This is a genomic window from Streptomyces sp. NPDC004266 (assembly GCF_042874095.1).
In the GTDB taxonomy this organism is placed as follows: Bacteria; Actinomycetota; Actinomycetes; order Streptomycetales; family Streptomycetaceae; genus Streptomyces.
This window is the reverse complement of sequence record NZ_JBIAMM010000015.1, coordinates 189,338-212,743: the sequence shown is the minus strand read 5'-3', so window position 1 is coordinate 212,743 and position 23,406 is coordinate 189,338. Positions and strand designations below refer to the sequence as shown.

23 protein-coding genes are annotated in these 23,406 nt (G+C 72.6%); 7 read left to right on the top strand and 16 right to left on the bottom strand.

Annotation, left to right across the window (positions count from 1 at the left end; all coding sequences use genetic code 11):
• Positions 1–61: 61 nt before the first annotated feature.
• Positions 62–2,113 carry an APC family permease gene (locus ACFYUZ_RS30995; protein ID WP_389314784.1) on the bottom strand — a complete coding sequence of 684 codons (2,052 nt, stop codon included), beginning with the start codon at positions 2,111–2,113 and terminating at the stop codon, positions 62–64.
• Positions 2,114–2,347: 234 nt separating this feature from the next.
• Here ACFYUZ_RS30995 and ACFYUZ_RS30990 point away from each other — a divergent pair, with 234 nt between their 5' ends.
• Complete coding sequence (locus ACFYUZ_RS30990; protein WP_041131658.1) at positions 2,348–3,016, top strand: TrkA family potassium uptake protein; 669 nt, start codon at positions 2,348–2,350, stop codon at positions 3,014–3,016.
• On the top strand, positions 3,016–3,693 hold the full coding sequence (locus ACFYUZ_RS30985) for a TrkA family potassium uptake protein (RefSeq protein WP_041131657.1): 678 nt from the start codon (positions 3,016–3,018) through the stop codon (positions 3,691–3,693). The genes ACFYUZ_RS30990 and ACFYUZ_RS30985 overlap by 1 nt, the downstream gene beginning before the upstream one ends.
• A gap of 69 nt (positions 3,694–3,762) precedes the next feature.
• Here ACFYUZ_RS30985 and ACFYUZ_RS30980 read toward each other — a convergent pair whose 3' ends face one another.
• The 8 genes from ACFYUZ_RS30980 to ACFYUZ_RS30945 form a co-directional block, all read right to left on the bottom strand.
• Positions 3,763–4,512, bottom strand: coding sequence for a DUF3159 domain-containing protein (locus ACFYUZ_RS30980; protein ID WP_389314782.1), 750 nt, complete (start codon positions 4,510–4,512; stop codon positions 3,763–3,765).
• Positions 4,513–4,515: 3 nt separating this feature from the next.
• Positions 4,516–4,914 carry an OB-fold nucleic acid binding domain-containing protein gene (locus tag ACFYUZ_RS30975; RefSeq protein ID WP_123455838.1) on the bottom strand — a complete coding sequence of 133 codons (399 nt, stop codon included), beginning with the start codon at positions 4,912–4,914 and terminating at the stop codon, positions 4,516–4,518.
• Between the two features lie 69 nt (positions 4,915–4,983).
• Positions 4,984–5,670, bottom strand: coding sequence for a response regulator (locus ACFYUZ_RS30970; protein WP_389314780.1), 687 nt, complete (start codon positions 5,668–5,670; stop codon positions 4,984–4,986).
• Positions 5,671–5,780: 110 nt separating this feature from the next.
• Complete coding sequence (locus ACFYUZ_RS30965; protein WP_389314778.1) at positions 5,781–8,327, bottom strand: ATP-binding protein; 2,547 nt, start codon at positions 8,325–8,327, stop codon at positions 5,781–5,783.
• A 184-nt stretch (positions 8,328–8,511) separates the two neighbouring features.
• On the bottom strand, positions 8,512–9,240 hold the full coding sequence (locus ACFYUZ_RS30960; RefSeq protein WP_389314776.1) for an ABC transporter ATP-binding protein: 729 nt from the start codon (positions 9,238–9,240) through the stop codon (positions 8,512–8,514).
• A 361-nt stretch (positions 9,241–9,601) separates the two neighbouring features.
• Positions 9,602–10,360: a DUF3710 domain-containing protein gene (locus ACFYUZ_RS30955; RefSeq protein ID WP_389314774.1), complete on the bottom strand. Its 759-nt coding sequence runs from the start codon at positions 10,358–10,360 to the stop codon at positions 9,602–9,604.
• 1 nt (position 10,361) lies between these two features.
• A complete protein-coding gene (gene dut, locus ACFYUZ_RS30950; protein ID WP_389314773.1) occupies positions 10,362–10,874 on the bottom strand; it encodes a dUTP diphosphatase in 513 nt (170 codons plus the stop codon).
• The gene (locus tag ACFYUZ_RS30945) at positions 10,874–11,458 is read right to left on the bottom strand and encodes a PaaI family thioesterase (RefSeq protein WP_389314771.1); all 585 of its coding nucleotides are present in this window, start codon (positions 11,456–11,458) and stop codon (positions 10,874–10,876) included. The genes dut and ACFYUZ_RS30945 overlap by 1 nt, the downstream gene beginning before the upstream one ends.
• 58 nt (positions 11,459–11,516) lie before the next feature.
• Between ACFYUZ_RS30945 and ACFYUZ_RS30940 the strand changes: the two genes are divergently transcribed.
• Positions 11,517–12,008: a DUF3093 domain-containing protein gene (locus ACFYUZ_RS30940; RefSeq protein ID WP_389314770.1), complete on the top strand. Its 492-nt coding sequence runs from the start codon at positions 11,517–11,519 to the stop codon at positions 12,006–12,008.
• 19 nt (positions 12,009–12,027) lie between these two features.
• Here ACFYUZ_RS30940 and ACFYUZ_RS30935 read toward each other — a convergent pair whose 3' ends face one another.
• From ACFYUZ_RS30935 to ACFYUZ_RS30920, 4 genes are all read right to left on the bottom strand, one after another.
• On the bottom strand, positions 12,028–13,071 hold the full coding sequence (locus tag ACFYUZ_RS30935; protein WP_389314768.1) for a hypothetical protein: 1,044 nt from the start codon (positions 13,069–13,071) through the stop codon (positions 12,028–12,030).
• Positions 13,072–13,083: 12 nt separating this feature from the next.
• Positions 13,084–13,380, bottom strand: coding sequence for a DUF4193 domain-containing protein (locus ACFYUZ_RS30930; RefSeq protein WP_003955561.1), 297 nt, complete (start codon positions 13,378–13,380; stop codon positions 13,084–13,086).
• Positions 13,381–13,775: 395 nt separating this feature from the next.
• Positions 13,776–15,014 (bottom strand): sensor histidine kinase, encoded by a 1,239-nt coding sequence (locus tag ACFYUZ_RS30925; RefSeq protein WP_389314766.1) that lies wholly within the window; start codon positions 15,012–15,014, stop codon positions 13,776–13,778.
• A gap of 4 nt (positions 15,015–15,018) precedes the next feature.
• Positions 15,019–15,672: a response regulator transcription factor gene (locus ACFYUZ_RS30920; RefSeq protein WP_030687123.1), complete on the bottom strand. Its 654-nt coding sequence runs from the start codon at positions 15,670–15,672 to the stop codon at positions 15,019–15,021.
• Between the two features lie 363 nt (positions 15,673–16,035).
• Here ACFYUZ_RS30920 and ACFYUZ_RS30915 point away from each other — a divergent pair, with 363 nt between their 5' ends.
• On the top strand, positions 16,036–16,209 hold the full coding sequence (locus tag ACFYUZ_RS30915; protein ID WP_389314764.1) for a hypothetical protein: 174 nt from the start codon (positions 16,036–16,038) through the stop codon (positions 16,207–16,209).
• Positions 16,210–16,322: 113 nt separating this feature from the next.
• Here the strand turns inward: ACFYUZ_RS30915 and ACFYUZ_RS30910 are convergent, their stop codons facing one another.
• Both ACFYUZ_RS30910 and ACFYUZ_RS30905 read right to left on the bottom strand, forming a co-directional pair.
• Entirely contained in the window at positions 16,323–17,123 is an 801-nt protein-coding gene (locus ACFYUZ_RS30910; RefSeq protein ID WP_389314762.1) for an inositol monophosphatase family protein, read from the bottom strand.
• A 9-nt stretch (positions 17,124–17,132) separates the two neighbouring features.
• Complete coding sequence (locus ACFYUZ_RS30905) at positions 17,133–18,260, bottom strand: ferrochelatase (RefSeq protein WP_389314761.1); 1,128 nt, start codon at positions 18,258–18,260, stop codon at positions 17,133–17,135.
• Between the two features lie 145 nt (positions 18,261–18,405).
• On the opposite strand from ACFYUZ_RS30905, the gene ACFYUZ_RS30900 reads away from it, so the two are divergent.
• Both ACFYUZ_RS30900 and ACFYUZ_RS30895 read left to right on the top strand, forming a co-directional pair.
• A complete protein-coding gene (locus ACFYUZ_RS30900; protein WP_389314759.1) occupies positions 18,406–19,665 on the top strand; it encodes an MFS transporter in 1,260 nt (419 codons plus the stop codon).
• Positions 19,607–20,944 carry a D-arabinono-1,4-lactone oxidase gene (locus tag ACFYUZ_RS30895; RefSeq protein ID WP_389314757.1) on the top strand — a complete coding sequence of 446 codons (1,338 nt, stop codon included), beginning with the start codon at positions 19,607–19,609 and terminating at the stop codon, positions 20,942–20,944. Before ACFYUZ_RS30900 ends, ACFYUZ_RS30895 begins: the two co-directional genes overlap by 59 nt.
• A 3-nt stretch (positions 20,945–20,947) precedes the next feature.
• On the opposite strand, the gene ACFYUZ_RS30890 is transcribed toward ACFYUZ_RS30895, so the two are convergent.
• Positions 20,948–21,850 carry a hypothetical protein gene (locus ACFYUZ_RS30890; protein WP_389314755.1) on the bottom strand — a complete coding sequence of 301 codons (903 nt, stop codon included), beginning with the start codon at positions 21,848–21,850 and terminating at the stop codon, positions 20,948–20,950.
• A gap of 486 nt (positions 21,851–22,336) precedes the next feature.
• Between ACFYUZ_RS30890 and sepH the strand changes: the two genes are divergently transcribed.
• Positions 22,337–23,377 (top strand): septation protein SepH, encoded by a 1,041-nt coding sequence (sepH, locus tag ACFYUZ_RS30885; protein WP_389314753.1) that lies wholly within the window; start codon positions 22,337–22,339, stop codon positions 23,375–23,377.
• Positions 23,378–23,406 lie beyond the last annotated feature (29 nt).

Below are 23,406 nucleotides of genomic sequence, written 5' to 3'. Positions count from 1 at the left end.
GAAGGTGGGCTGCCGCTCGGACCACGGTCCGACGGCAGCCCACCAGTCTAGTTGCTGTTTCTCAGTTGTTCTTTGCGGTGGGTTCCTTCTGGCGCTTCTCCACCGGGCCGCGGCGGACGGAGCCCGGCGCGTTCCACTCCTGGCGCTTCCTGGCCCGCTTCTTCGCGGCCTCGGAGGACTGGAGCTGGTACGGGACGGACGTGACCATCACGCCGGGGGTGAAGAGCAGCCGGCCCTTGAGGCGGAGCGCGGACTGGTTGTGGAGCAGGTGCTCGTACCAGTGGCCGACGACGTACTCGGGGATGTAGACGGAGACGGCGTCGCGCGGGCTCTGCTGCCGCAGGGTCTTGACGTACTCGATGACCGGGCGGGTGATCTCGCGGTAGGGCGAGTCGAGGATCTTGAGCGGGACGTTGATGCCGCGCCGCTCCCACTCCTCCTTGAGCGCCTTCGTCTCGGCCGGGTCGACGTTGACGGTGAGCGCTTCGAGGTCGCCGGGGTGCATGAGCTTGGCGTACGCGAGGGCGCGCAGGGTGGGCTTGTGGAGCTTGGAGACGAGGACGACCGAGCGGACCCGGGAGGGCCGGACGTACTCGTCGGGGCGCTCCTCGGCCGCGGCGATCTCGGCGGCCACGGAGTCGTAGTGGCGGCGGATCGCGGTCATCGTCACGTAGAAGATCACCATGCCGAGCAGGGCGACCCAGGCGCCGTGGGTGAACTTGGTGGCGAGGACGACGACGAGGACGAGGCCGGTGAAGAAGGCGCCGAAGGCGTTGATCGCGCGGGAGCGGATCATGTGGCGGCGCTTGGCCGGGTCGCGCTCCGTCTTCAGGTGCCGGTTCCAGTGCCGGACCATGCCGATCTGGCTGAGCGTGAAGGAGACGAAGACGCCGACGATGTAGAGCTGGATCAGCCGGGTGGAGTCGGCTCCGTAGATCCAGACGAGGAGGGCGGCGGCGCCGGCGAGGAGCACGATGCCGTTGGAGAAGGCGAGGCGGTCGCCGCGGGTGTGCAGCTGGCGCGGCAGGTAGCGGTCCTGGGCGAGGATCGAGCCGAGGAGCGGGAAGCCGTTGTACGCGGTGTTGGCGGCCAGGAAGAGGACGAGGGCGGTGGCGGCGGCGAGGACGACGAAGAAGAACGTTCCGTCGCCGAAGACGGCGGCCGCGACCTGGGAGATGACCGGGTCCTGGACGTAGCCCGCGCCGAGCGGCTGTCCGTTGTGCAGCAGGTCCTCGGCGGGGTTCTCGGCCATCCGGACGTCGGTGGCCATGGCCAGGAAGATGATGCCGCAGAACATGGTGACGGCCAGGCCGCCCATGAGGGCGAGCGTGGTGGCGGCGTTCTTCGACTTCGGCTTGCGGAAGGCGGGGACGCCGTTGGAGATGGCCTCGACGCCGGTGAGGGCGGCACAGCCGGAGGAGAAGGCGCGGAGCAGCAGGAAGACCAGCGCGAAGCCGGCCAGGCCCTGGTGCTCGGCCTTGATCTCGAAGCCGGCGGTGGGGGCCTGCATGGTGTCGCCGAGGACGAGGCCGCGCCAGGCGCCCCAGGCGATCATGATGAAGACGCCCGCGACGAAGACGTACGTCGGGATGGCGAAGAGGCTGCCCGACTCCTTCACGCCCCGGAGGTTCATGAGGGTGAGGAGGACGATGACCGCGATCGCCGAGGGCACCTTGTGCTCGACGATGAACGGGACGGCCGAGCCGAGGTTCTCGATGCCCGAGGCGATCGACACGGCGACGGTCAGGACGTAGTCGACGAGCAGGGCGCTCGCGACGGTGAGTCCGGCCTTCGGCCCGAGGTTGGTGGTGGCGACCTCGTAGTCGCCGCCGCCGCTCGGGTACGCGTGCACGTTCTGCCGGTACGACGCGACCACCGTGAACATCAGGACGACGACCGCGAGCGCGATCCACGGGCTGAAGTGGTAGGCCGACAGGCCGGCGACGGAGAGGACGAGCAGCACCTCGCCGGGGGCGTACGCCACCGAGGACAGCGGGTCGGAGGCGAAGACGGGGAGGGCGATCCGCTTCGGGAGAAGGGTTTCTCCCAGCTTGTCGCTGCGCAGGGCCCGCCCGATCAGGATCCGTTTGGGCACGTCGGTCAGTTTGGACACGGAGAGGATCGTAAGCGTTCGAAAAGAGCCACGCGCACCGGCACCCCCGATCCGCACCGAATCTCCCTGAGTACCACCTCCGGTGCGGTCCCCGCCAGCGTTGCCGCTTAAGCTCGGACCGGGCGACCCGTCAGGGCGTTGCCCGCCACGGCCCGGGCCGATCGGGCGAGGAAAGTTGTGAGCAGGGTGTATTCGCAGGTCAGCAAGGCGATCAGGAGTGCGGGGTAAGGGGACGTGCACATCGTCATCATGGGCTGCGGGCGAGTGGGAGCCGCTCTCGCGCAGACCCTCGAACAGCAGGGGCACACCGTCGCGGTCGTGGACCAGGACCCGACGGCTTTCCGCCGTCTGGGCTCCGGCTTCGGCGGTCGGCGGGTCACGGGTGTGGGCTTCGACCAGGACACGCTGCGTGAGGCCGGGATCGAGGAGGCCGGTGCCTTCGCCGCGGTGAGCAGCGGCGACAACTCCAACATCATCGCGGCGCGGGTCGCGCGCGAGATGTTCGGCATCGAGAACGTGGCGGCGCGGATCTACGACCCGCGGCGCGCCGAGGTCTACCAGCGCCTCGGGATCCCGACGGTCGCGACGGTCCGCTGGACCGCCGACCAGATGCTCCGCCGGCTGCTGCCCTCGGGCGCGGAGCCGCTGTGGCGCGACCCGAGCGGTGGCGTGCAGCTCGCCGAGGTGCACACCTCCCCGGCGTGGATCGGCCACAAGGTGAGCCGGCTCCAGGAGGAGACCGGCGTCCGCGTCGCCTTCCTCACCCGGCTGGGCGAAGCGATTCTGCCGACCTCGCAGACGGTGCTCCAGGAAGGTGACCTGGTGCACGTGATGATGCGTACGGACGAGATCGCGAAGGTCGAGGCGGCCTTCGCCGAGGGTCCCGAGGAGGGCGGTCACTGATGCGTGTCGCTATTGCGGGCGCGGGTGCGGTGGGCCGTTCCATCGCGGGCGAGCTCCTGGAGAACGGGCACGAGGTCCTGCTGGTCGACAAGGCGCCGACCGCCATCTCGGTGGAGCGGGTGCCGCAGGCGGAGTGGCTGCTCGCCGACGCCTGTGAGATCACCTCGCTGGACGAGGCGGCGCTGCAGCGCTGCAACGTGGTGATCGCGGCGACCGGCGACGACAAGGTGAACCTGGTCGTCTCGCTGCTCGCCAAGACCGAGTACGGCGTGCCGCGCGTGGTCGCCCGGGTGAACAACCCGAAGAACGAGTGGCTGTTCAACGAGGCCTGGGGCGTGGACGTGGCCGTCTCGACGCCGCGCCTGATGTCGGCCCTGGTCGAGGAGGCGGTGAGCGTCGGCGACCTGGTCCGGCTGCTCCGCTTCAGCCACGGCGACGCGAACCTGGTCGAGCTGACGCTGCCGCCGGAGTCGGCGGTGGCCGGTACGCAGGTCGGCGAGGTCGCCTGGCCGCAGGACACCTCGCTGGTGACGATCATCCGCGGTTCGCGGGTGCTGACGCCGGGCCCGGAGGAGACCCTGGAGGCCGGCGACGAGCTGCTGTTCGTGGCGGCGCAGGCCCGCGAGGAGCAGCTGGAGGACCTCCTCCAGGTCCGCCGGGAGACTCCCGAGTCCTGACCCCGGACGTGGGTGCGCGAGAGGGCCCGGACCTGACGGACAGGTCCGGGCCCTCTCGCGTACCGCTTCTCAGACCTCCGGGTGGCGCTGCGCGGCGGCGGCCGCCTTGCGCTCCTTCTCGGCGCGCTCCTCGGCCTCCATCTCGGCGAAGACGTCGATCGGCGCCGGGGCCTTCGCGAGGAACACCCAGGTGAGGTAGACCGCGAGCAGGAACGGCGGGATCTTCAGGGCCACCGAGACCCAGCCGAACTTGGTCGGGTCGGCCCACCAGTACAGCGGGAAGAGGATCGCGACCTTGGCGAGCAGGATCAGGCCCCAGGCCCAGCTGGCCTTCGTGTAGGCCTTCTTGCGGCCCGGGTTGCGGGTGCGCCAGGAGAGGTTCTCCTTGAAGACCGGGCCGAGGATCAGGCCGATCAGGGGCACTCCGGCGAGCGCGGTGATGATGTACGCCAGGGCGAGGCCCAGGGTGTAGAGCATGCCCGGCAGGTAGAAGTCCTTGGCGTTGCCCGTCATCATCGCGAAGACCACGCCGAAGGCGACGCCGAAGACGCCGCTGAAGGCGTGCTTGACGGTGTCCCGGCGGATCAGCCGGACGGCCACCAGGACCAGCGAGACCGCGAGCGCGGCGATCGCCGAGACGTGCAGGTTCTTGTTGATCGTGAAGATCGTGACGAACAGCAGGCCGGGCACGACCGTCTCGATCATGCCCCGCAGGCCGCCGAAGGCCTCGAAGAGCGCGGCCTCGGTCACGGCCTTGTCCGCCTGGGCGTCCTGGTCCGGGGTCGAGCGGTCCGCGGTCGGCTTGTCGAGGGACGTCACCGGCTACTCCTGTCCGAGCGGTCGGAGCTCGTATTTGGGGTTGAAGAGGACCCGCCGGCCGTGGCTCATGGAGATGCGGCCGGAGGCGATCAGCTTGCGCCCCGGTTCGATGCCCACGATGGAGCGCCGGCCGAGCCACACGACGTCGAGCGGTGCCGTGCCGTCGAAGAGCTCGGCCTCCAGCGCGGGCACACCGGCCCGGGGACGCAGCGTGACCGTGCGCAAGGTACCAGTCACCTTGACTATCTGTCGGTCGGAGCAGTCGGAGATACGCGTGCACCCCGAGGCCTCGGTGTCCTCCTGGAGCTCCTCCGACTCCAGGTCCTCCGGGGAGGAGGAGAGCCGGTCGAGCATCCGGCGGAACCGTCCGGCCGGCTTCTCTGTACGTGGTGCAGCACTCATACAGAAAGCGTACCGGCCACCGCTGTCACCGGAGGCGGCCCCGGACCACCCGTCCCGACGGCCCCCGTCTCAGCGTTCGAAGCGGTACCCCATGCCCGGTTCGGTGACGAAGTGGCGCGGGTGCGAGGGGTCGGTCTCCAGCTTGCGTCGGAGCTGCGCCATGTAGACCCGGAGGTAGTTGGTCTCGGTGCCGTACGAGGGTCCCCAGACCTCCTGGAGCAGCTGCTTCTGGCCGACGAGCCGGCCGGCGTTGCGGACGAGGACCTCCAGGAGGTGCCACTCGGTGGGGGTGAGCCGGACGTCGCGCCCGTCGCGGTGCACCTTCTTCGCGGCCAGGTCGACGGTGAAGCCCTCGGTCTCGACCACGGCGACCCCGTCCTCGGCTCCGCCGACCGGCTCGGCGCGGCGCACGGCCGCGCGCAGCCGGGCGAGCAGCTCGTCCATGCCGAAGGGCTTGGTGACGTAGTCGTCGGCGCCCGCGTCGAGCGCCTCGACCTTCTCGTCGGAGGTCTGCCGGGCGGACAGGACCAGGATGGGCACCCTCGTCCAGCCGCGCAGGTCCTTGATCACGTCGACGCCGTCCATGTCGGGCAGTCCGAGGTCGAGGACGACGACGTCGGGTTGGCGTTCGGCGGCGAGCCGGAGGGCGGTGGCGCCGTCGGGCGCGGCGTCGACCTCGTACTTCCGCGCCTTCAGGTTGATCACCAGGGCGCGGACGATCTGCGGCTCGTCGTCGACCACGAGGACCCGGGTCATGGAGGGGGCCTGCCTTCTTCGTCGTGTCGGTGGGTACGGAGGTGGGTGCGGGCGCGGGGCACGGGCCCGGCGCCCGGGTCGGGTCACGGCCCGGCGGCCGGGGCCGCGGGTCAGGTCACGGCGTGGGCCGGGAGGTCGGCGGCCGGGGTCCGGGGTCCGCCCGGCGCGGCGCGCAGGGTGAGCACCATGGTGAGGCCCCCGCCGGGGGTGTCCTCGGCGCCGAGCGTCCCGCCCATGGCCTCGACGAAGCCGCGGGCGACCGCGAGGCCGAGGCCGACGCCGGAGCCGCGCGGGGCGTCGCCGAGGCGCTGGAAGGGCTCGAAGATGCCGTCCTTGGCCTCGTCGGGGACGCCGGGGCCGCGGTCCACGACCCGCAGCTCGACCCGGTCCCCCAGGGCGCTGGCGGCGACGGCGACGGGCACGTCCTCGGGGCTGTACTTCACGGCGTTCTCCACGATGTTGGCGACGGCCCGCTCCAGGAGGCCCTTGTCGACCTCGACCATGGGCAGCGTCTCGGGGATGTCGAGCTCGGCGCTGCCGTCGGGCACTCCCCCGAGGGCCATGGGGACGACCTCGTCGAGGTCGACGGCGCGGATCAGGGGGGTGACCGTGCCGGTCTGGAGGCGGGACATGTCGAGGAGGTTGCCCACGAGGTGGTCGAGGCGGTCGGCGCCGGCCTCGATGCCCTCCAGGAGCTCGGCCCGGTCCTGCTCGGACCACTCGACGTCGTCGGAGCGGAGGGAGGAGACGGAGGCCTTGATGCTCGCGAGCGGGGTGCGCAGGTCGTGGCTGACGGCGGCGAGCAGGGAGGTGCGGATCTTGTTGCCCTCGGCCAGTTTCCGGGCCTCCTCGGCCTCGCCGACGAGCCGTTGCCGGTCGAGGACGACCGCGGCCTGGGCGGCGAAGGCGCCGAGCACCCGGCGGTCCTCGGCGGGCAGCACCCGGCCGGTCAGGGCGAGCGCCAGGTGGTCGCCGACGGGCATGTCCACGTCCGCGTCCTCCGGCCGGGCCGCGGGGTGGGGACCGACGCTCGCCGCCCGTGTCCACGGCTCGGCCCCGTCCGCGCGCTCCAGGAGGGCCACCGACTCCATGGAGAAGGTCTCGCGGACCCGTTCCAGGAGGGCGTCCAGGCTCGTCTCGCCGCGCAGCACGCTGCCGGCCAGGTAGGAGAGCACCTCGGACTCGGCGCGCAGCCGGGCGGCCTGGTGGGTGCGCCGGGCGGCCAGGTCCACCACGGAGGCGACCGACATCGCGACGCCGAAGAAGACGGCGATGGCGACGATGTTCAGGGGGTCGGCGATGGTCAGGCGGTGGACCGGCGGGGTGAAGAACCAGTTGAGGAGGAGGGAGCCGGCGGCGGCCGAGGCGAGTGCCGGCAGGAACCCGCCGAGCAGCGCGGCGGCCACGGTCAGGGCGAGGAAGAGCAGCATGTCGTTGGCGAGCCCGAGGTCGGCGTCGACGTGCGTGAGGAGCAGGGCCAGGGCGATCGGGCCCGCGACGCCGACGAGCCAGCCGCCGAGGATCCGGGAGCGGCCCAGGCGGGCTCCGCGCGCGACGGGCAGGCCCCGGCCCTTGGCGACCTCGCCGTGGGTGACGATGTGGACGTCGAGGTCGGGTCCGGAGTCGCGGGCCACGGTCTGGCCGACGCCGGGGCCGAGCACGTACTGCCAGGTCCGGCGGCGGCTGGAGCCGAGGACGATCTGGGTGGCGTTGACCCCGCGGGCGAATTCCAGGAGCGCCGAGGGGATGTCGTCGCCGATGACGTGGTGGAACGTCCCGCCGAGGTCCTCGACGAGGGTGCGCTGGACGGCCAGCTCCTTCGGGGAGGCGGCGGTGAGGCCGTCGCTGCGGGCGATGTAGACGGCGAGGACCTCGCCGCCGGCGCCCTTCTCGGCGAGCCGGGTGGCGCGACGTATGAGGGTGCGGCCCTCGGGGCCGCCGGTCAGACCGACGACGATGCGCTCCCGGGCCTGCCAGGTGGAGCGGATGCCGTGCTCGCCCCGGTACTGCCGGAGGTACTCGTCGACCCGGTCGGCGGTCCAGAGCAGGGCCAGCTCGCGCAGGGCCGTGAGGTTGCCGGGGCGGAAGTAGTTGGAGAGGGCCGCGTCGACCTTGTCCGAGGTGTAGACGTTGCCGTGGGCCATCCGCCGCCGCAGCGCCTCCGGGGACATGTCGACCAGCTCGATCTGGCCGGCCCGGCGCACCACCTCGTCGGGGACGGTCTCCCGCTGCCGTACCCCGGTGATCGACTCGACGACGTCGCCGAGGGACTCCAGGTGCTGGATGTTGACGGTCGACACGACGTCGATGCCGGCCGCGAGCAGCTCGGCGACGTCCTGCCACCGCTTGGGGTTGCGGGAGCCCGGCACGTTCGTGTGGGCGAGCTCGTCGACGAGGGCGACGGCGGGACGGCGGGCGAGGACGGCGTCGACGTCCATCTCCGTGAAGGTCGTCCCCCGGTGCTCCAGGGCGCGGCGCGGGACCTCCTCCAGGCCGTGCAGCATGGCCTCCGTGCGCGGCCGCCCGTGGTGCTCCACGAACGCCACCACGCAGTCCGTGCCGCGCTCCACCCGGCGGCGGCCCTCGGCGAGCATGGCGTAGGTCTTGCCGACGCCCGGCGCAGCGCCGAGGTAGATCCGAAGCTTGCCGCGTCCCATGGCTCGACCATATCTCCAGCCAATCGGACATTCGGTGCGCGAGGAGAGGCGGTGGGCGGTATTGACGTGATCCTGATGTGCCCCGCGGTCTGCCCCGCCGTCGGCGTGCGCCACCGCCGGCCCGCCCCGCCACCGATCCGCCCCGCCCCGCCGCCGGCCCCTCCGCGTCGGCGTGCCCCGTCCCTCAGTGCTCGATGATCTCGCCGTCGCTCAGCTCCAGGACCCGGTCCGCGAGGCCCAGGAGCTGGGGGTCGTGGGTGGCGACGAGGGCCGTGCAGCCCTCGCTGCGCACCACCGCGCGCAGCAGCTGCATGACGGCGAGGCCGGTCTCCGCGTCCAGCTGGCCCGTGGGCTCGTCGGCTATCAGCAGCGCCGGCTTGTTGGCGAGGGCGCGGGCGATGGCGACGCGCTGCTGCTGCCCGCCGGAGAGCTCGCCCGGCCGCTGGTTCGCGTGGTCGGCGAGGCCCACGAGTCCGAGCATCAGGGCGACCCGCTCCTCGCGCTCCTCGGGGTCCGTCTTGCGCAGCCGCAGGGGCACGCCCACGTTCTCGGCGGCGGAGAGGATCGGGAGCAGCCCGAAGGACTGGAAGACGAAGCCGATCCGGTCGCGGCGCAGCTCCAGGAGTCCGCTCTCGCCGAGCGTGGAGAGGTCGGTGCCGTCGATGACGATCCGGCCGCCGTCGGCGGTGTCGAGGCCGCCCACGAGGTTGAGCAGGGTCGTCTTGCCGGAGCCGGAGCGGCCCTTGAGCGCGACGAGCTCGCCGCGGGGGATCTCGAAGGAGACGCCGCGCAGGGCGTGGACGGCGGCCTCGCCCGTGCCGTACGAGCGGCGCAGGCCCTCGACGCGGACCATCGGCGGTCCGGCCGGGTCCTCGACGACGGCCGTGGCGGACCTGGTGCTGCTCTCGCTCATCCCGTGCTCCCCCTCCTCGATCATCTGCGCGGCCAGTATGGTCCGCGGCCGTGCCCGAGGACCAGAGCCGGGGCCTCGCCCTGTGGAAAACGACCGGGGGGCTTCCGGGCCCGTGGAAACGGCCGGTGGGGCCCCGGCCCCCCCCGCCCCCGGGGGGCGCGCCCCCCCCCCCGGGGGGGGTTTATAGGCCCGGCACGGCGTAAAACGGCCCCGCCCGGGGGGGCCCCCGCCCCCCGCCCCGGGCGGGGCGCGGTGGCGGGGGCCCCCGGCGCGGGGGCCCGGCGGGGCCGGGGCCCCGGGGGGGGGGCGGGGGGCGGGCTGCGGCCCGGGGGGACGCGCCCCACCGGCCGTGGCGGCTTTCTCAGCGGATCTCGGAGATCTCCGGGCCGCGCTGGAGCTGGCCCATGCCGCCGGAGAAGCGGGAGCCCTCCTGCTCCTCCTGCTGCACGCCGTCCGGCACCATCTGCGCGTCGTTCGGCAGCTTGAGGACGATCGGGTCGCGCGGGGCCATCGGGCCGTCGCCGCGGACGACCACGGTGTCCCGGACGATCTGCTCCAGGAGGCCGGCGGCCTCGGGCTGGACCGCGCCCTGCCCGGAGATCACTCCGCGCAGGAACCAGCGGGGCCCGTCGACGCCCACGAAGCGGACCAGCTGCACGCCGCGGTTGCCGTCCGGCAGCTGCACCGGGACCTGGGCCCGCAGCTCCCAGCCGAGCGGGCCCTCGACCTCGTCGATGGCACCGCCCTGCTGGACGATGCCGGTGGCGATCTCGTCGCGGACCTCGCCCCAGATGCCCTCGTTCTTGGGCGCGGCGAAGGCCTGCAGCTGTACGGCGCTGTCGCGCAGGACGACGGTGGCCGCGACGATCGCGTCGCCCGCCACCTCGACCCGCAGCTCCATGCCCTCGACACCGGGCACGAAGATTCCGCCGAGGTCCACGCGGCCCTCGTCGGGCTTGGCGACCTCGGAGATGTCCCAGGGCCCGTCGGGCCGGGGCGCGGGCGGAAGGTTCACGCGGCGCGGCTCGGCCGCGTCCTCGTCCTCCACCGCGTCGACGACCTGCTCGGCCTCGCCCGCCGCGTCCTCGGCGGCACCGCTCTTCTTGCGACGTCCGAACACGTCACTGTCCTTCCCGGTCGGATACGACCGAAGCGTATCGATTCCCACCCGTTGTGCCGTCCACGGCGGCGTGACCGCCGGTGGACCCGAAGCCCCCCTCGGCCCGCGCCGAACCGGGAAGCTCCGCCACCTCGTGGAAGCGGACCCTCTCGACCTGCTGGACGACGAGTTGGGCAATCCGGTCGAACCGTTCGAACCGCACGTCCTCGCGCGGGTCGAGATTGACCACGATCACCTTGATCTCTCCACGGTACCCGGCATCGACCGTCCCGGGGGCATTCACGAGCGCCACTCCGCAGCGGGCCGCGAGACCGGAGCGCGGGTGCACGAAGGCCGCGTACCCGTCCGGCAGGGCGATGGAGACCCCGGTGGGCAGCACGGCGCGCTCCCCGGGGGCCAGCACGACGGCCTCGGTGGTCACGAGGTCGGCACCGGCGTCGCCGGGATGCCCGTAGGCCGGGATCGGGACGTCCGGGTCCACTCGCCGGATCAGTACGTCGACAGGGTTGCGCATCAGGGGTTCACCTCGAAGGCGCGGGCGCGCCGGACCTGGTCGGGGTCGGACATGGCGGCCCGGATCTCCTCCGGGCGGCCGTTGTCGATGAAGTGGTCGACCTTGACCTCGATGAAGAGGGCGTCGGCGCGGACGGCGACGGGGCCCTCGGGCCCGCCGATCCGCCCGACGGCGGTCGAGTAGATCTTGCGGCCGTGCACGGCGGTGACGGCGGCCTCCAGGTGGAGCACGGTGCCGACCGGGACGGGCCGGGCGAAGTCGGTCTCCAGGCGTCCGGTCACGGCGATGACCCGCAGCAGCCAGTTCAGGGAGCCGAGGGTCTCGTCGAGCGCGGTGGCGAGGACGCCGCCGTGCGCGAGGCCGGGGGCGCCCTGGTGGTCGGGGGTCACCGTGAACTCGGCGGTGACGGTCACGCCCTCGCCCGCGCGCGCTTCCAGGTGGAGGCCGTGGGGCTGCCCGCCGCCGCACCCGAAGCAGTACTCGTAGTGCGCACCGAGCAGCTCGCCGGGGGCCGGCCCGTCCGGGTGGCGTACCGGTGGTATGGCGTCGGCCGGCGGGGTGAGGGCGGCAGATGTTGCAGTCACAGCCGCAGACCTTACCCGCGCGGATGGGCGCAGGTCGCGCCGTGCCAAGCTTGGACGCATGCAGCCTTCCGCGCCGTCCCCGAACCCCTCCCCCGCGTCCGCCGCCGTGCCGCGCTTCGACGAGCGGCTGACGGCGCCCCGCTCGTGGTGGGTGATCGTGGGTCTGATCGGCCTCTCCGGTGCCCTGATCATGTTCCCGCTGGGCACGGTCCCGATGCTGGGCGGCCTGATCGCGGCGGTGGTGATCTCCGGGGTGGTGGTCTCCTCGTACGGCTCCGCCCGGATCCGGGTGGTGGCCGGTTCGCTGGTGGCGGGCGACGCCCGGATCCCGGTGGCGGCGCTCGGGGCGGCCGAGGCGCTCGACGCGGAGGAGGCGCGCGCCTGGCGCACCCACAAGGCGGATCCGCGTGCCTTCATGCTGATGCGCAGCTACGTCCCGGGGGCGGTGCGGGTCGAGGTGACCGACCCGGCGGACCCGACGCCGTACGTGTACCTGTCCAGCCGCGATCCGGAGGCGCTGGTCGCGGCCCTGGAGGCGGAGCGCGCCTGACGCGGCGCGCCCGCCCGGGTCAGAAGTCCAGCTCCTCGGGGTTCTCGGGCTGCTCCAGCGGGGGCAGCTCCGGGAGGGCGTCCCAGGGGACCTGGCGGGCGCGGAGGTCCTTGCGGATGTGCCCGGCGAGCCTCTTGGTGTCGCGGCGGTTCATGACGGCGCCGACGGCGGCGCCCACCATGAAGGGCATGAGGTTCGGCAGGTTGCGCACCATGCGTTTCATGATCTGCTGGCGCAGTTCGCGCTTGAGCTGACCGCCGAGTGCCGCGTTCACCGTGGTGGGCTTGGTGGGGTCGATGCCCCGCTCCTCGGACCAGGAGGTCAGGTAGGCCGCCGAGCGCTGCGCGAGCCGGCCGGGGGGCCGCAGTCCGTAGACCTCGTGCAGTTCGGCGATGAGCTTGAGCTCCACGGCGGCGACGCCGGTGATCTCGGCCGCCAGTTCGGCCGGCAGGGCCGGGGGCACGGGGAGCATGGCGGCGGCGCCGACGCCCGCTCCCACGGTCGAGCTCGCGTTCGCCGCGCCGGCGACGAGTTTGTCGGCGATCTCCTCGGGGCCGAGCCCGGGGAACTGCCTGCGCAGGGTCGCCAGGTCGCGGACGGGGATCCGCGGGGCGAGGTCGATCAGCCGGTCGGCCAGATAGCCGAGGCCGGCCTTGGCGCTGTCTCCGCCACGCTTCACGCCCTGTCGGACGCCCTGCGTGACGCCGCGCCGGACGGCGTCGATCCGGTCGGATCCGATCCTGATGCGGTCGAGCCGGGCCCGCGCGGGATCGGCCAGCCGCCTGACGGCGCCGAGGCGTCCGCCCTGCCGGGCGTCGGCCGGCGCGTCGCCCTGTCCTGCCGGCAGGCGCGCCGGGTCCGTCTCGGCGACCTCGATGACTGCTTCGAGCGAGGCCGGGAGGCCTCGCTCGTCGTCACGTGCGCCGAGGGAGGGCAGGGAGGCGGTGCGCTCGGCTTCAGGGGCCTCCTGGGCGCCCTCTGCCGGGCCTGAGCCGCCCTTGTGCGTCTCCGGGCTCCCGGGGAGCCGCAGACGTCGCTTCCGGGACGGTGTGTCGCCTGCCACGGCCGAGCGGTCTCAGTCGCAGTCGCGGCAGATCGGCTGGCCGTTCTTCTCCCGCGCCAGCTGGCTGCGGTGGTGCACGAGGAAGCAGCTCATGCAGGTGAACTCGTCGGCCTGCTTGGGCAGGACCCGGACGGCCAGTTCCTCGTTCGAGAGGTCGGCGCCGGGAAGCTCCAGGCCTTCGGCGGCCTCGAACTCGTCGACGTCGACGGTCGAGGTCGACTTGTCGTTCCGGCGGGCCTTCAGCTCTTCAAGGCTGTCCGAGTCGACGTCGTCGTCGGTCTTGCGTGGGGTGTCGTAATCCGTTGCCATGTCGCTCTCCCCCTCTGGGTGGTTGCGGTGTCTCCAGCGCACGTAACGCGTGAGAGGTCGGACTTGTGCCCGACCTGAGGCGGAGATTTTGCCTCACATCAAGGTCTGTTACTCAATCGACACCCGTCGCGCCCTCTCACGAGTGATCGGCTTCGGGTGGCGAACCGGACCGTACACGGTCCTCCGGGCGGCCCTCGCAGGCGCCACCCCGTGTACTTCCCGTCATTCCGGGCCCCGGAAACCCGGACTTTTCCTGGTTTTCCGAGGGTTTTCCCGGTCACGGAGAGTGGAGGGCCGAACACCTTCCCCTGTGATCGATCACACATGAGCGTCTCAGGATCGGGGCTCCGGAATTCCGCGCAAAGCGAACGGAACCGGTCGGCCCGTGCAGTGTGTCAGATCGGCAGAGTGACGCGCATCACGAGCCCGCCGCCCTCGCGCGGCTCCGCGATGATACGGCCGCCGTGGGCGCGGGCCACGGACCGGGCGATCGACAGGCCGAGGCCGACCCCCTTGTCGCTGCCGGTCCGCTCCTGCCGGAGCCTCCTGAACGGCTCGAAGAGGTTGTCGATCTCGTACGCGGGGACCACCGGTCCCGTGTTCGAGACGACCAGGACCGCCTGGCCGTCCTTGACCTCCGTGGTGACCTCCACCCAGCCTCCTTCCGGCACGTTGTACCGCACGGCGTTCTGGAGCAGGTTCAGCGCGATCCGTTCGAGGAGCACGCCGTTGCCCTGGACGACGGCGGGGGCGCGCTCGCCCCGGATCTCCACGCCCTTGGCCTCGGCCTCGGCGTGCACCTGGTCGACGCCCCGCTCGGCGGCCTCGGCCAGGTCGACGGGCTTGCGCTCGATGATCTGGTTGTCGCTGCGGGCGAGCAGCAGCAGGCCCTCGACGAGCTGCTCGCTGCGCTCGTTGGTGGCGAGCAGGGTCTTGCCGAGCTGGTGGAGCTCCACCGGGGCCCCGGGGTCCGAGAGGTGGACCTCCAGGAGGGTGCGGTTGATCGCGAGCGGGGTCCTCAGCTCGTGCGAGGCGTTCGCGACGAAGCGCTGCTGGGCCGTGAAGGCCCGCTCCAGGCGGTCCAGCATCTCGTCGAAGGTGTCGGCGAGCTCCTTGAGCTCGTCGTCGGGGCCGTCCAGCTCGATCCGCCGGGACAGGTCGGAGCCGGCCACCTGGCGGGCGGTCCGGGTGATCCGGCCGAGCGGGGAGAGCACCCGTCCCGCCATGGCGTAGCCGAAGGCGAAGGCGATGATGCTCAGGCCGAGCAGGGCGAAGAGGGACCGGCGCAGCAGGTCGTCCAGGGCGATGTCGCTCTGGTGCCGCAGACAGAGCGTGACGGCGTCGTTGAGCTGGTCGCCGGTGGGCGACTCGGGCAGCCGGCACCAGGAGGTGGTGGGCTGGACCGTGCCGTTGACGACCTTGAAGGGCAGCTGGGAGGTGCTGTCGCTGAGCGCCTGGGCGGTGAAGAGGTAGATGATCGACAGCAGCAGGATGCCGGCGATCAGGAACATCCCGCCGTACAGCAGCGTGAGCCGTATCCGGATGGTCGGGCGCAGCAGCGGACGGACGGGGTCCCGGGGGTCCCAGGTCGGTTTCGGGGGCGCCTGGGGGTGGGGCGCGGGAGTCGTGGCCATCGGGTCAGATCCGGTACCCGGAGCCGGGGACGGTGACGATGACGGGCGGCTCGCCGAGCTTGCGCCGGAGGGTCATGACGGTGACGCGGACGACGTTGGTGAACGGGTCGGTGTTCTCGTCCCAGGCCTTCTCCAGGAGCTGCTCGGCCGAGACGACGGCGCCCTCGCTGCGCATGAGGACCTCCAGGACGGCGAACTCCTTCGGCGCGAGCTGGACCTCCCGGCCCTCGCGGAAGACCTCGCGGCGGTTCGGGTCGAGCTTGATGCCCGCGCGCTCCAGGACGGGCGGGAGCGGGACGGTGGTGCGGCGGCCGAGGGCGCGCACGCGCGCGGTGAGCTCGGTGAAGGCGAAGGGCTTGGGGAGGTAGTCGTCCGCCCCGAGCTCCAGGCCCTCGACGCGGTCGCTGACGTCGCCGGAGGCGGTGAGCATCAGGACGCGGGTGGGCATGCCGAGCTCGACGATCTTGCGGCAGACGTCGTCGCCGTGGACGAGCGGGAGGTCGCGGTCGAGGACGACGACGTCGTAGTCGTTGACCCCCACGCGCTCCAGGGCCGCGGCGCCGTCGTACACGACGTCGACGGCCATGGCCTCCCGGCGCAGTCCGGTGGCCACCGCATCGGCGAGCAGCTGCTCGTCCTCGACGACGAGTACGCGCACGTCGTACATCCTTCCCGTTGAGCCGCTGTCCGGGGTGGGGACCGGCTGAAATCCGAGCACTGACTGTGCGTGTCCATCCTGCCCCGTACGCGCGTAAACCGGCTGTAAGACGGGGGTGCGGGGCCCCGGGCGGGAGGGGGCGCGCGGTGCGGCGCGCGGGCCGGAGCGAAGAATTCACCGGATTCGCGGGCCAGTTGAGGTTTCTCCGCGGAAGGGTCTGGGGAGGACGACTGCACACCCCGTGATCACGCCCTGTATGTGGCGCGCCACCTACCGCTCTCTGTCCCCCAGAGTTCGCAGTGCGTGATCCACCCACCCTCGGCACACCCCCGTGCCACCGGACCCACGAGGAGGGGGCGCACGATGGACGCTTTCACCGCAGGACTGCTGCACCGCATCAGGACCACGCAGACGGACCTCACGCGGGCCCGTGAGACGGGCGACGACTACCTGGCGGAGATGGAGCAGGCGGAGCTGGACGACCTGCACCGGCTGGCCGCCGAGCACGGCGTGGAGGTGGCCTCGCCGGGCGTCTGACCCGTACACGCACGCGTGGGCCCCGGCGCCGTCCCGGCACCGGGGCCCACGTGCGTCCGTCTCCCGTCCCTCCGGCCCCGGTCGGGGCCGATGGGGGCCGGAGGAGGCAGGCCCTAGTCGTGCCAGGCGCCCAGCTCCTCCAGGAGCTCCTGGAGCGGCTCGAAGAGGCCCGGGGAGGCCGCGAGCGTCAGCTCGCCCGACTCTGGCTCCCCGGGGCGGCCGCCCGTGCGGCCGCCGGCCTCGCGGGCGATGAGCGCGCCCGCCGCGAGGTCCCAGTGGTTGAGGCCGCGCTCGTAGTACGCGTCGAGGCGGCCGGCGGCGACGTCGCAGAGGTCGATGGCGGCCGAGCCTCCGCGCCGGATGTCGCGGACGCGCGGGATGACCCGCTGGGCCACGTCGGCCTGGTGGGCGCGGCGGACCTGGATGTACCCGAAGCCGGTGCCGAGGAGGGCCTGGTCGAGCGCGGGCGAGGGGCGGACGGCGAGGCGCCGCTCCCCCGCGTACGCCCCGCCGCCGAGGACCGCCCGGTAGGTCTCGCCGCGCATCGGCGCCTCGACGACGCCGACGACGGTCTCGCCGTCCCGCTCGGCGGCGATCGAGACCGCCCAGGTGGGCAGGCCGTACAGGTAGTTCACGGTGCCGTCGAGCGGGTCGATCACCCAGCGGATCCCGCTGGTCCCGGGGCTCGACGCGCCCTCCTCGCCGAGGAAGCCGTCGTGGGGGCGGTGCTCGGAGAGGAAGCCGGTGATCAGCTTCTCGGCGGCGATGTCCATCTCGGTGACCACGTCGATGGAGCTCGTCTTGGTCCTCGCCACGGCCAGGTCGTCGGGCCGGCCGTCGCGCAGCAGCGCTCCGGCCCGCCGGGCGGCCTCCAGGGCGAGGTCGAGCAGTTCGGTGAGCAGGGGGTCGGTCACGTCGGCTCCTTACGCGTACGGGCTGTCGGCGCCGGCCGCCGCCGGCCGCTCGGCCCTGGCCGGGCAGCAGCCGATCGGGCAGAGGTCGTGGGAGGCGCCGAGCGCGCCCAGGGCGCACCGCTCCGCCTTGCTCCCCCGCTCGCGCGCCGCCCGCTCCAGGACGAGCTCGCGGACGGCGGCGGCGAAGCGCGGGTCGGCCCCGACGGTCGCCGAGCGGCGGACGGGCAGGCCGAGGTCGGCCGCCTTCGCCGTGGCCTCGGTGTCGAGGTCGTAGAGGACCTCCATGTGGTCGGAGACGAAGCCGATCGGGACCATGACGGCGGCGGGCACGCCGGCGCCGTGCAGCTCCTCCAGGTGGTCGCAGATGTCGGGTTCCAGCCACGGGATGTGGGGGGCGCCGCTGCGGGACTGGTAGACGAGCTTCCACGGGTGGTCGACGCCGGTCTCCTCGCGGACGGCGTCGGCGATCACCCGCGCGACGTCGAGGTGCTGGCGGACGTAGGCCCCGCCCTCGCCGTGCTCGGTGACCGGGCCGGAGCTGTCGGCGGCGGAGTCGGGGATGGAGTGGGTGGTGAAGGCGAGGTGGGCGCGGTCCCGCACGGCCGGGTCGAGCTCGGCGAGCGAGGCGAGGACGCCCTCGACCATGGGTCCGACGAAGCCGGGGTGGTTGAAGTAGTGCCGGAGCTTGTCGACCCGGGGCAGCGGGAGCCCCTCCGCCTCCAGGGCGGCGAGCGCGTCGGCGAGGTTCTCGCGGTACTGGCGGCAGCCGGAGTAGGAGGCGTACGCGCTGGTGGTGAGGACGGCGATGTGGCGCCGCCCGTCGGTGACCATCTCGCGGAGGGTGTCGGTGAGGTACGGCGCCCAGTTCCGGTTTCCCCAGTAGACCGGCAGGTCGAGCCCGGCCTGCTCGAAGTCCTTCCGCAGCGCTTCGAGGAGCGCCCGGTTCTGGTCGTTGATCGGGGAGACGCCGCCGAAGAGGAAGTAGTGCTGTCCCACTTCCTTGAGCCGTTCCTTCGGGATGCCGCGGCCGCGGGTCACGTTCTCCAGGAACGGGACCACGTCGTCAGGGCCCTCGGGGCCGCCGAAGGAGAGCAGCAGCAGGGCGTCGTACGGGGCGGGATCGTGCTGATCGGACATGGCACCGATCCTCCCACCCGCCCGGGACGGCGAGGGGCGTGGCCTGTCGTCCGCGGAGTCCTTCGTCCGAAAAAGGAGGATGACCGATCGACTTCAACACCGTAGGCTTTAGCTATTAATTACACGTGTTGACCAAGGACCTCTCTTGCCCAGTCCCTACCGCGCGATCTTCGCGGCGCCCGGAACCGCCTCGTTCTCCGTCGCGGGCTTCTTCGGCCGGATGCCGCTGTCCATGATGGGCATCGGCGTCGTGACCATGATTTCGCAGGTCACCGGCCGGTACGGCCTCGCAGGAGCGCTCTCGGCGACGCTCGCGATGTCCGCCGCGATCCTCGGCCCGCTCGTCTCCCGCCTGGTCGACCGGCACGGACAGCGCAAGGTGCTCCGCCCGGTGACGCTGGTCTCGCTCGCGGCGGCCGCCGGGCTCCTCCTCTGCGTGCAGCAGAAGGCCCCGGACTGGACCCTCTTCGTCTTCACGGGCGTGATCGGCTGCGTGCCGAGCCTCGGCGCGATGATCCGCGCCCGGTGGGCGGAGATCTACCGGGGCGAGGAGCGGCGCCTGCACACGGCGTACTCCTGGGAGTCGATCGTCGACGAGGTGTGCTTCATCTTCGGGCCGATCCTCTCGATCGGCCTGTCGACGGCCTGGTTCCCCGAGGCCGGTCCGCTGTTCGCCGGGGTGTTCCTGGCCGTCGGCGTGTTCTGGCTGACCGCGCAGCGCGCCACCGAGCCGGTCCCCCACCCCCAGTCCGGCACCCGGGGCGCCTCCGCGCTCCGCTCCCGGGGCCTCCAGGTCCTCACCCTCGCCTTCGTCGCCACCGGCGCGATCTTCGGTTCGGTGGACGTGGTGACCGTGGCCTTCGCCGAGGAGCAGGGTCACAAGGCCGCCGCCAGCCTCGTCCTGGCCGTGTACGCGCTGGGCTCCGGCGTGGCCGGAGCCGTCTTCGGACTGCTCCACCTCAAGGGCGAACCGTCCCGCCGGTGGCTCCTGGGCGTCTGTGCGATGGCCGTGAGTATGATCCCCCTCCTACTGGCCGGGAACCTGCCGTTGCTGGCCGTGGCGCTCTTTGTCGCGGGCCTGTCCATCGCACCGACGATGGTGACCACCATGGCCCTCGTCGAAGCGCACGTACCGCGCGCCAAGCTGACCGAGGGCATGACCTGGACGGGTACCGGCCTCGCGATCGGCGTGGCGCTCGGCTCCTCGGCCGCCGGCTGGGTGGTCGACGCGTCGGGGGCCGAGGCGGGGTACGTGGTGCCCGTCGTCTCGGGCGCGCTCGCGGTCGCGGTGGGTCTCCTCGGACACCGCCGGCTGCGGAGGCCGGCGCCGAACCGGGAGGGGCAGCGTGAGCGGGACGACAGCAGCGGGGTCGGGGAGCGTCAGGACGGGCAGCCCGTGGCGTAACTGGGCGGGGAACGTCACCTCCCGCCCGGCGCGCGAGGTGAGTCCGGCCTCGGCCGAGGAGCTCGCCGAGGCGGTGCGCCGCGCGGCCGAGGACGGGCTGCGGGTGAAGACGGTCGGCACCGGCCACTCCTTCACCTCGATCGCGGCCACCGACGGCGTGCTGATCCGGCCGGGCCTGCTCACCGGGATCCGGCGGATCGACCGCGAGGCGATGACCGTGACGGTCGAGTCGGGCACGCCGCTGAAGCGGCTCAACGTGGCGCTGGCCCGGGAGGGCCTCTCGCTCACGAACATGGGCGACATCATGGAGCAGACCGTCGCCGGCGCCACCTCCACCGGCACGCACGGCACGGGCCGCGATTCGGCGTCCATCGCCGCGCAGATCCGCGAGCTGGAGCTCGTGACGGCCTCCGGCGAGCTGCTCACCTGCTCGGAGAAGGAGAATCCGGAGGTCTTCGCGGCCGCCAGGATCGGCCTCGGTGCCCTCGGGGTGATCACGGCCATCACCTTCGCGGTGGAACCGGTCTTCCTGCTCACCGCGCGCGAGGAGCCGATGACCTTCGACCGGGTCACCTCGGAGTTCGACGCGCTGCACGCGGAGAACGAGCACTTCGAGTTCTACTGGTTCCCCCACACGGACAACTGCAACACCAAGCGCAACAACCGCAGCGCGGGCCCCGCCGCTCCCCCCGGACGGATCAGCGGCTGGATCGAGGACGAGCTCCTCTCCAACGGGATCTTCCAGCTCGCCTGCTCGCTGGGCCGCGCGGTGCCGCCGGTGATCCCCTCGATCGCCAAGGTCTCCAGCCGGGCCCTGTCGGCCCGTACGTACACCGACATCCCTTACAAGGTCTTCACCTCGCCGCGCCGGGTCCGCTTCCTGGAGATGGAGTACGCGCTCCCGCGCGAGGCGGCGGTCGCCGCGCTGCGCGAGCTCAAGGCGATGATCGAGCGTTCGCCGCTCAAGGTGAGCTTCCCGGTGGAGGTGCGCACGGCTCCGGCGGACGACGTCGCGCTCTCCACGGCCTCGGGGCGGGAGACCGCGTACATCGCCGTCCACCTCTACCGGGGAACGCCCCACCGGGCGTACTTCACCGCGGTGGAGCGCATCATGACGGCGCACGGGGGCCGGCCCCACTGGGGCAAGGTCCACACCCGCGACGCCGCCTACTTCTCCGAGGCCTACCCGCGCTTCGCCGAGTTCACGGCGCTGCGCGACCGGCTCGACCCGGACCGGCTGTTCGCCAACGACTACCTGCGCCGGGTCCTGGGCGACTGACGGTCACCCGGTCTCCGGGCCGGTCCCGGCCCCGGCTCCGGACGTCGCCGGGGCCGAGGGGGTCTCGGGCCGCTCCGTGCCGGTGGTCGGCTCCCGGGTCGGCGCCGTCGGTTCCGCCGTGGGGGCGGTCGGCGTCGGGGCGGGCGGCGTCGGGGCGGGCGTCGTCCCGTCGTCGGCGGAACCGGAGGGGGCGGGCTCCGCCGAGGGCGTTCCCGTCCCGGTCTCCCGGTCGCCCGGGGTCGGCGTGGACCCCGTCGCGGGGGTGCCGGCGCCGTCCCGCTGCCGCCCGGTGCCGTCGGTGGACCCCGAGGGCACGGGGGCGGGCTCCTGATCCCGCTCCGACGCGTCCCGGCCGGTGCTTCCGCCGCCCCGGACGACGGAGCCGAAGGTGGTGGTGCCCTGCTTGCCGCTGAAGTCCTGTCCGGCGACCAGTTCGTAGGCGGTGATGCCGCCCATGGTGACGCCGAAGACCAGGGCGGCGGCGATCGCCGGACGCTTCCAGCCCCGGACGCGGGTGCCGTGGACGGTCGCCTCGCCGAACTCCTCGCCGAACTCCTCGGCGGACGGCGGCGGGAGCACGCCGAGCATCAGGGTGCGGTCGTCCCGCGGTCCGGCGGGGACCGGTATCTGACGCGCCTTCGGCTTGGCCGCCGCGGTCGCGTCGCGGACCTGTTCGCCGGTGCGTTTGAAGAGCTGCTGGAAGAGCGGGCCGCCGCAGGTCGCGATGACGCTGATCACACCGGCGCCGAGGATCGTGCCGTACACGCCGAGGGTCGAGGCGAGTTTGGCGGCGATGACCGCGGCCAGGGCGCTGCCGGAGACCTGAGCCACGCTCAGGTCGACCCTGCCGCCGCTCTTCTTCCCCTCCTCCGGCTCGTCCCCGTCGTTTTCCGGCCTGTGACGCATCTCCGACCCCTGCTGGCTCATCCGTTCGTCTTGCACCCAGAAGGGACAAACAGGCGAAGCGAATAGTTCCGTTTCTGCCGTTTCTGTGAAGAGTGACACGTACGGGGGAAGATCGCGGAGACTCAACTCCCGTATCGCCCGAGAAGTTGGGCGGCGCGCCGGTCCACCCAGGTGGCCCGAATGGAGTACATTGACGAACCCTGGGTCCGGACGCCCTCACGGGTGCCCGGAATCACGGGGAGGGGGCCGTACACGGCGCTCGAACCGGCGACGCCTCGGCATCGCACGGAAATCGGCTGCACAGAGTGACCGCCAGTCACTCCCAGTAGCGAACAGGTAACCGTGCCATAACGGCGTTCCAGGGTCCATGCCCGACACGCCGGGCAACTCGGCAAGGTAGTGGCAGGCTGCACCCGGGCAGGCCACACTCGACTAGCGGAAGCAGCGACGCACGTGACGTCGGCAGGCACCACCCGGGAGGTCCCCATGCCCGAACTGCGTGTCGTGGCCGTCTCCAACGACGGCACACGACTGGTGCTGAAGGCTGCTGACAGCACGGAGTACACGCTTCCGATCGACGAGCGGCTCCGTGCCGCCGTGCGCAACGACCGCGCGCGCCTCGGCCAGATCGAGATCGAGGTGGAGAGCCACCTCCGCCCCCGTGACATCCAGGCGCGGATACGAGCCGGTGCCTCCGCCGAGGAGGTCGCCCAGCTCGCCGGCATCCCCGTCGACCGCGTGCGCCGCTTCGAGGGTCCCGTGCTCGCGGAGCGCGCCTTCATGGCCGAGCGCGCCCGCAAGACCCCGGTCCGCAGGCCCGGGGAGAACAGCGGCCCGCAGCTCGGCGAGGCCGTGCAGGAGCGACTGCTGCTGCGCGGCGCCGAGAAGGACACCGTGCAGTGGGACTCCTGGCGGCGCGACGACGGCACCTGGGAGGTGCTGCTCGTCTACCGGGTCGCGGGCGAGGTCCACACGGCGAGCTGGACGTACGACCCGCCGCGGCGGCTCGTCCAGGCCGTGGACGACGAGGCACGGGCCCTGATCGGCGAGACGGACGACACGATCGCCGCCGCGCCGGAGCCGAGCTTCCCCTTCGTGCCGCGCATCGCCCGACTGCCCCGGGACAGGCCGCTCGACCGGGCGCTGGACCGCCAGATCGACCGTTCCGACCGGCAGCTGGAGCGGGCGCCCGCGCCCGTCGAGCCGGAGGAGGAGCGGGACTCGCTGACCAGCCTCCTGGAGGCCGTGCCGAGCTTCCGCGGCGACATGGTCGTGCCCGAGCAGCCGGACGGCGAGCCCTCGGAGGAGACCGAGGCGGAGGAGCCGCCGGCCCCGGCCGCCTCGGCGGGCGCGGGTTCGGCCTACGCCGACGTCCTGATGCCCCGCGCGGTCTCCGGTCACCGCGACCGCCTGCACGGCGCCACGGACCGACAGGCCGAGGCGGACGGCGTCCGCCCGGGCCGCCGCGCCGCAGTACCGAGCTGGGACGAGATCGTCTTCGGCACCCGCAGGAAGAAGCAGGACTGACGGCCGTACGCGGGCGCGGGGCGCAGGAC

Excerpts from the sequence above, each read along its gene's own strand:
- dut (WP_389314773.1), bottom strand. The coding sequence starts at position 10,874 with ATGCGCAACCCTGTCGACGTACTGATCCGGCGAGTGGACCCGGACGTC.
- ACFYUZ_RS30985 (WP_041131657.1), top strand. The coding sequence starts at position 3,016 with ATGCGTGTCGCTATTGCGGGCGCGGGTGCGGTGGGCCGTTCCATCGCG.
- ACFYUZ_RS30975 (WP_123455838.1), bottom strand. The coding sequence starts at position 4,914 with ATGAGTGCTGCACCACGTACAGAGAAGCCGGCCGGACGGTTCCGCCGG.
- ACFYUZ_RS30940 (WP_389314770.1), top strand. The coding sequence starts at position 11,517 with ATGCAGCCTTCCGCGCCGTCCCCGAACCCCTCCCCCGCGTCCGCCGCC.
- ACFYUZ_RS30930 (WP_003955561.1), bottom strand. The coding sequence starts at position 13,380 with ATGGCAACGGATTACGACACCCCACGCAAGACCGACGACGACGTCGAC.
- ACFYUZ_RS30915 (WP_389314764.1), top strand. The coding sequence starts at position 16,036 with ATGGACGCTTTCACCGCAGGACTGCTGCACCGCATCAGGACCACGCAG.
- sepH (WP_389314753.1), top strand. The coding sequence starts at position 22,337 with ATGCCCGAACTGCGTGTCGTGGCCGTCTCCAACGACGGCACACGACTG.
- ACFYUZ_RS30965 (WP_389314778.1), bottom strand. The coding sequence starts at position 8,327 with ATGGGACGCGGCAAGCTTCGGATCTACCTCGGCGCTGCGCCGGGCGTC.
- ACFYUZ_RS30905 (WP_389314761.1), bottom strand. The coding sequence starts at position 18,260 with ATGTCCGATCAGCACGATCCCGCCCCGTACGACGCCCTGCTGCTGCTC.
- ACFYUZ_RS30960 (WP_389314776.1), bottom strand. The coding sequence starts at position 9,240 with ATGAGCGAGAGCAGCACCAGGTCCGCCACGGCCGTCGTCGAGGACCCG.
- ACFYUZ_RS30890 (WP_389314755.1), bottom strand. The coding sequence starts at position 21,850 with ATGCGTCACAGGCCGGAAAACGACGGGGACGAGCCGGAGGAGGGGAAG.
- ACFYUZ_RS30925 (WP_389314766.1), bottom strand. The coding sequence starts at position 15,014 with ATGGCCACGACTCCCGCGCCCCACCCCCAGGCGCCCCCGAAACCGACC.
- ACFYUZ_RS30970 (WP_389314780.1), bottom strand. The coding sequence starts at position 5,670 with ATGACCCGGGTCCTCGTGGTCGACGACGAGCCGCAGATCGTCCGCGCC.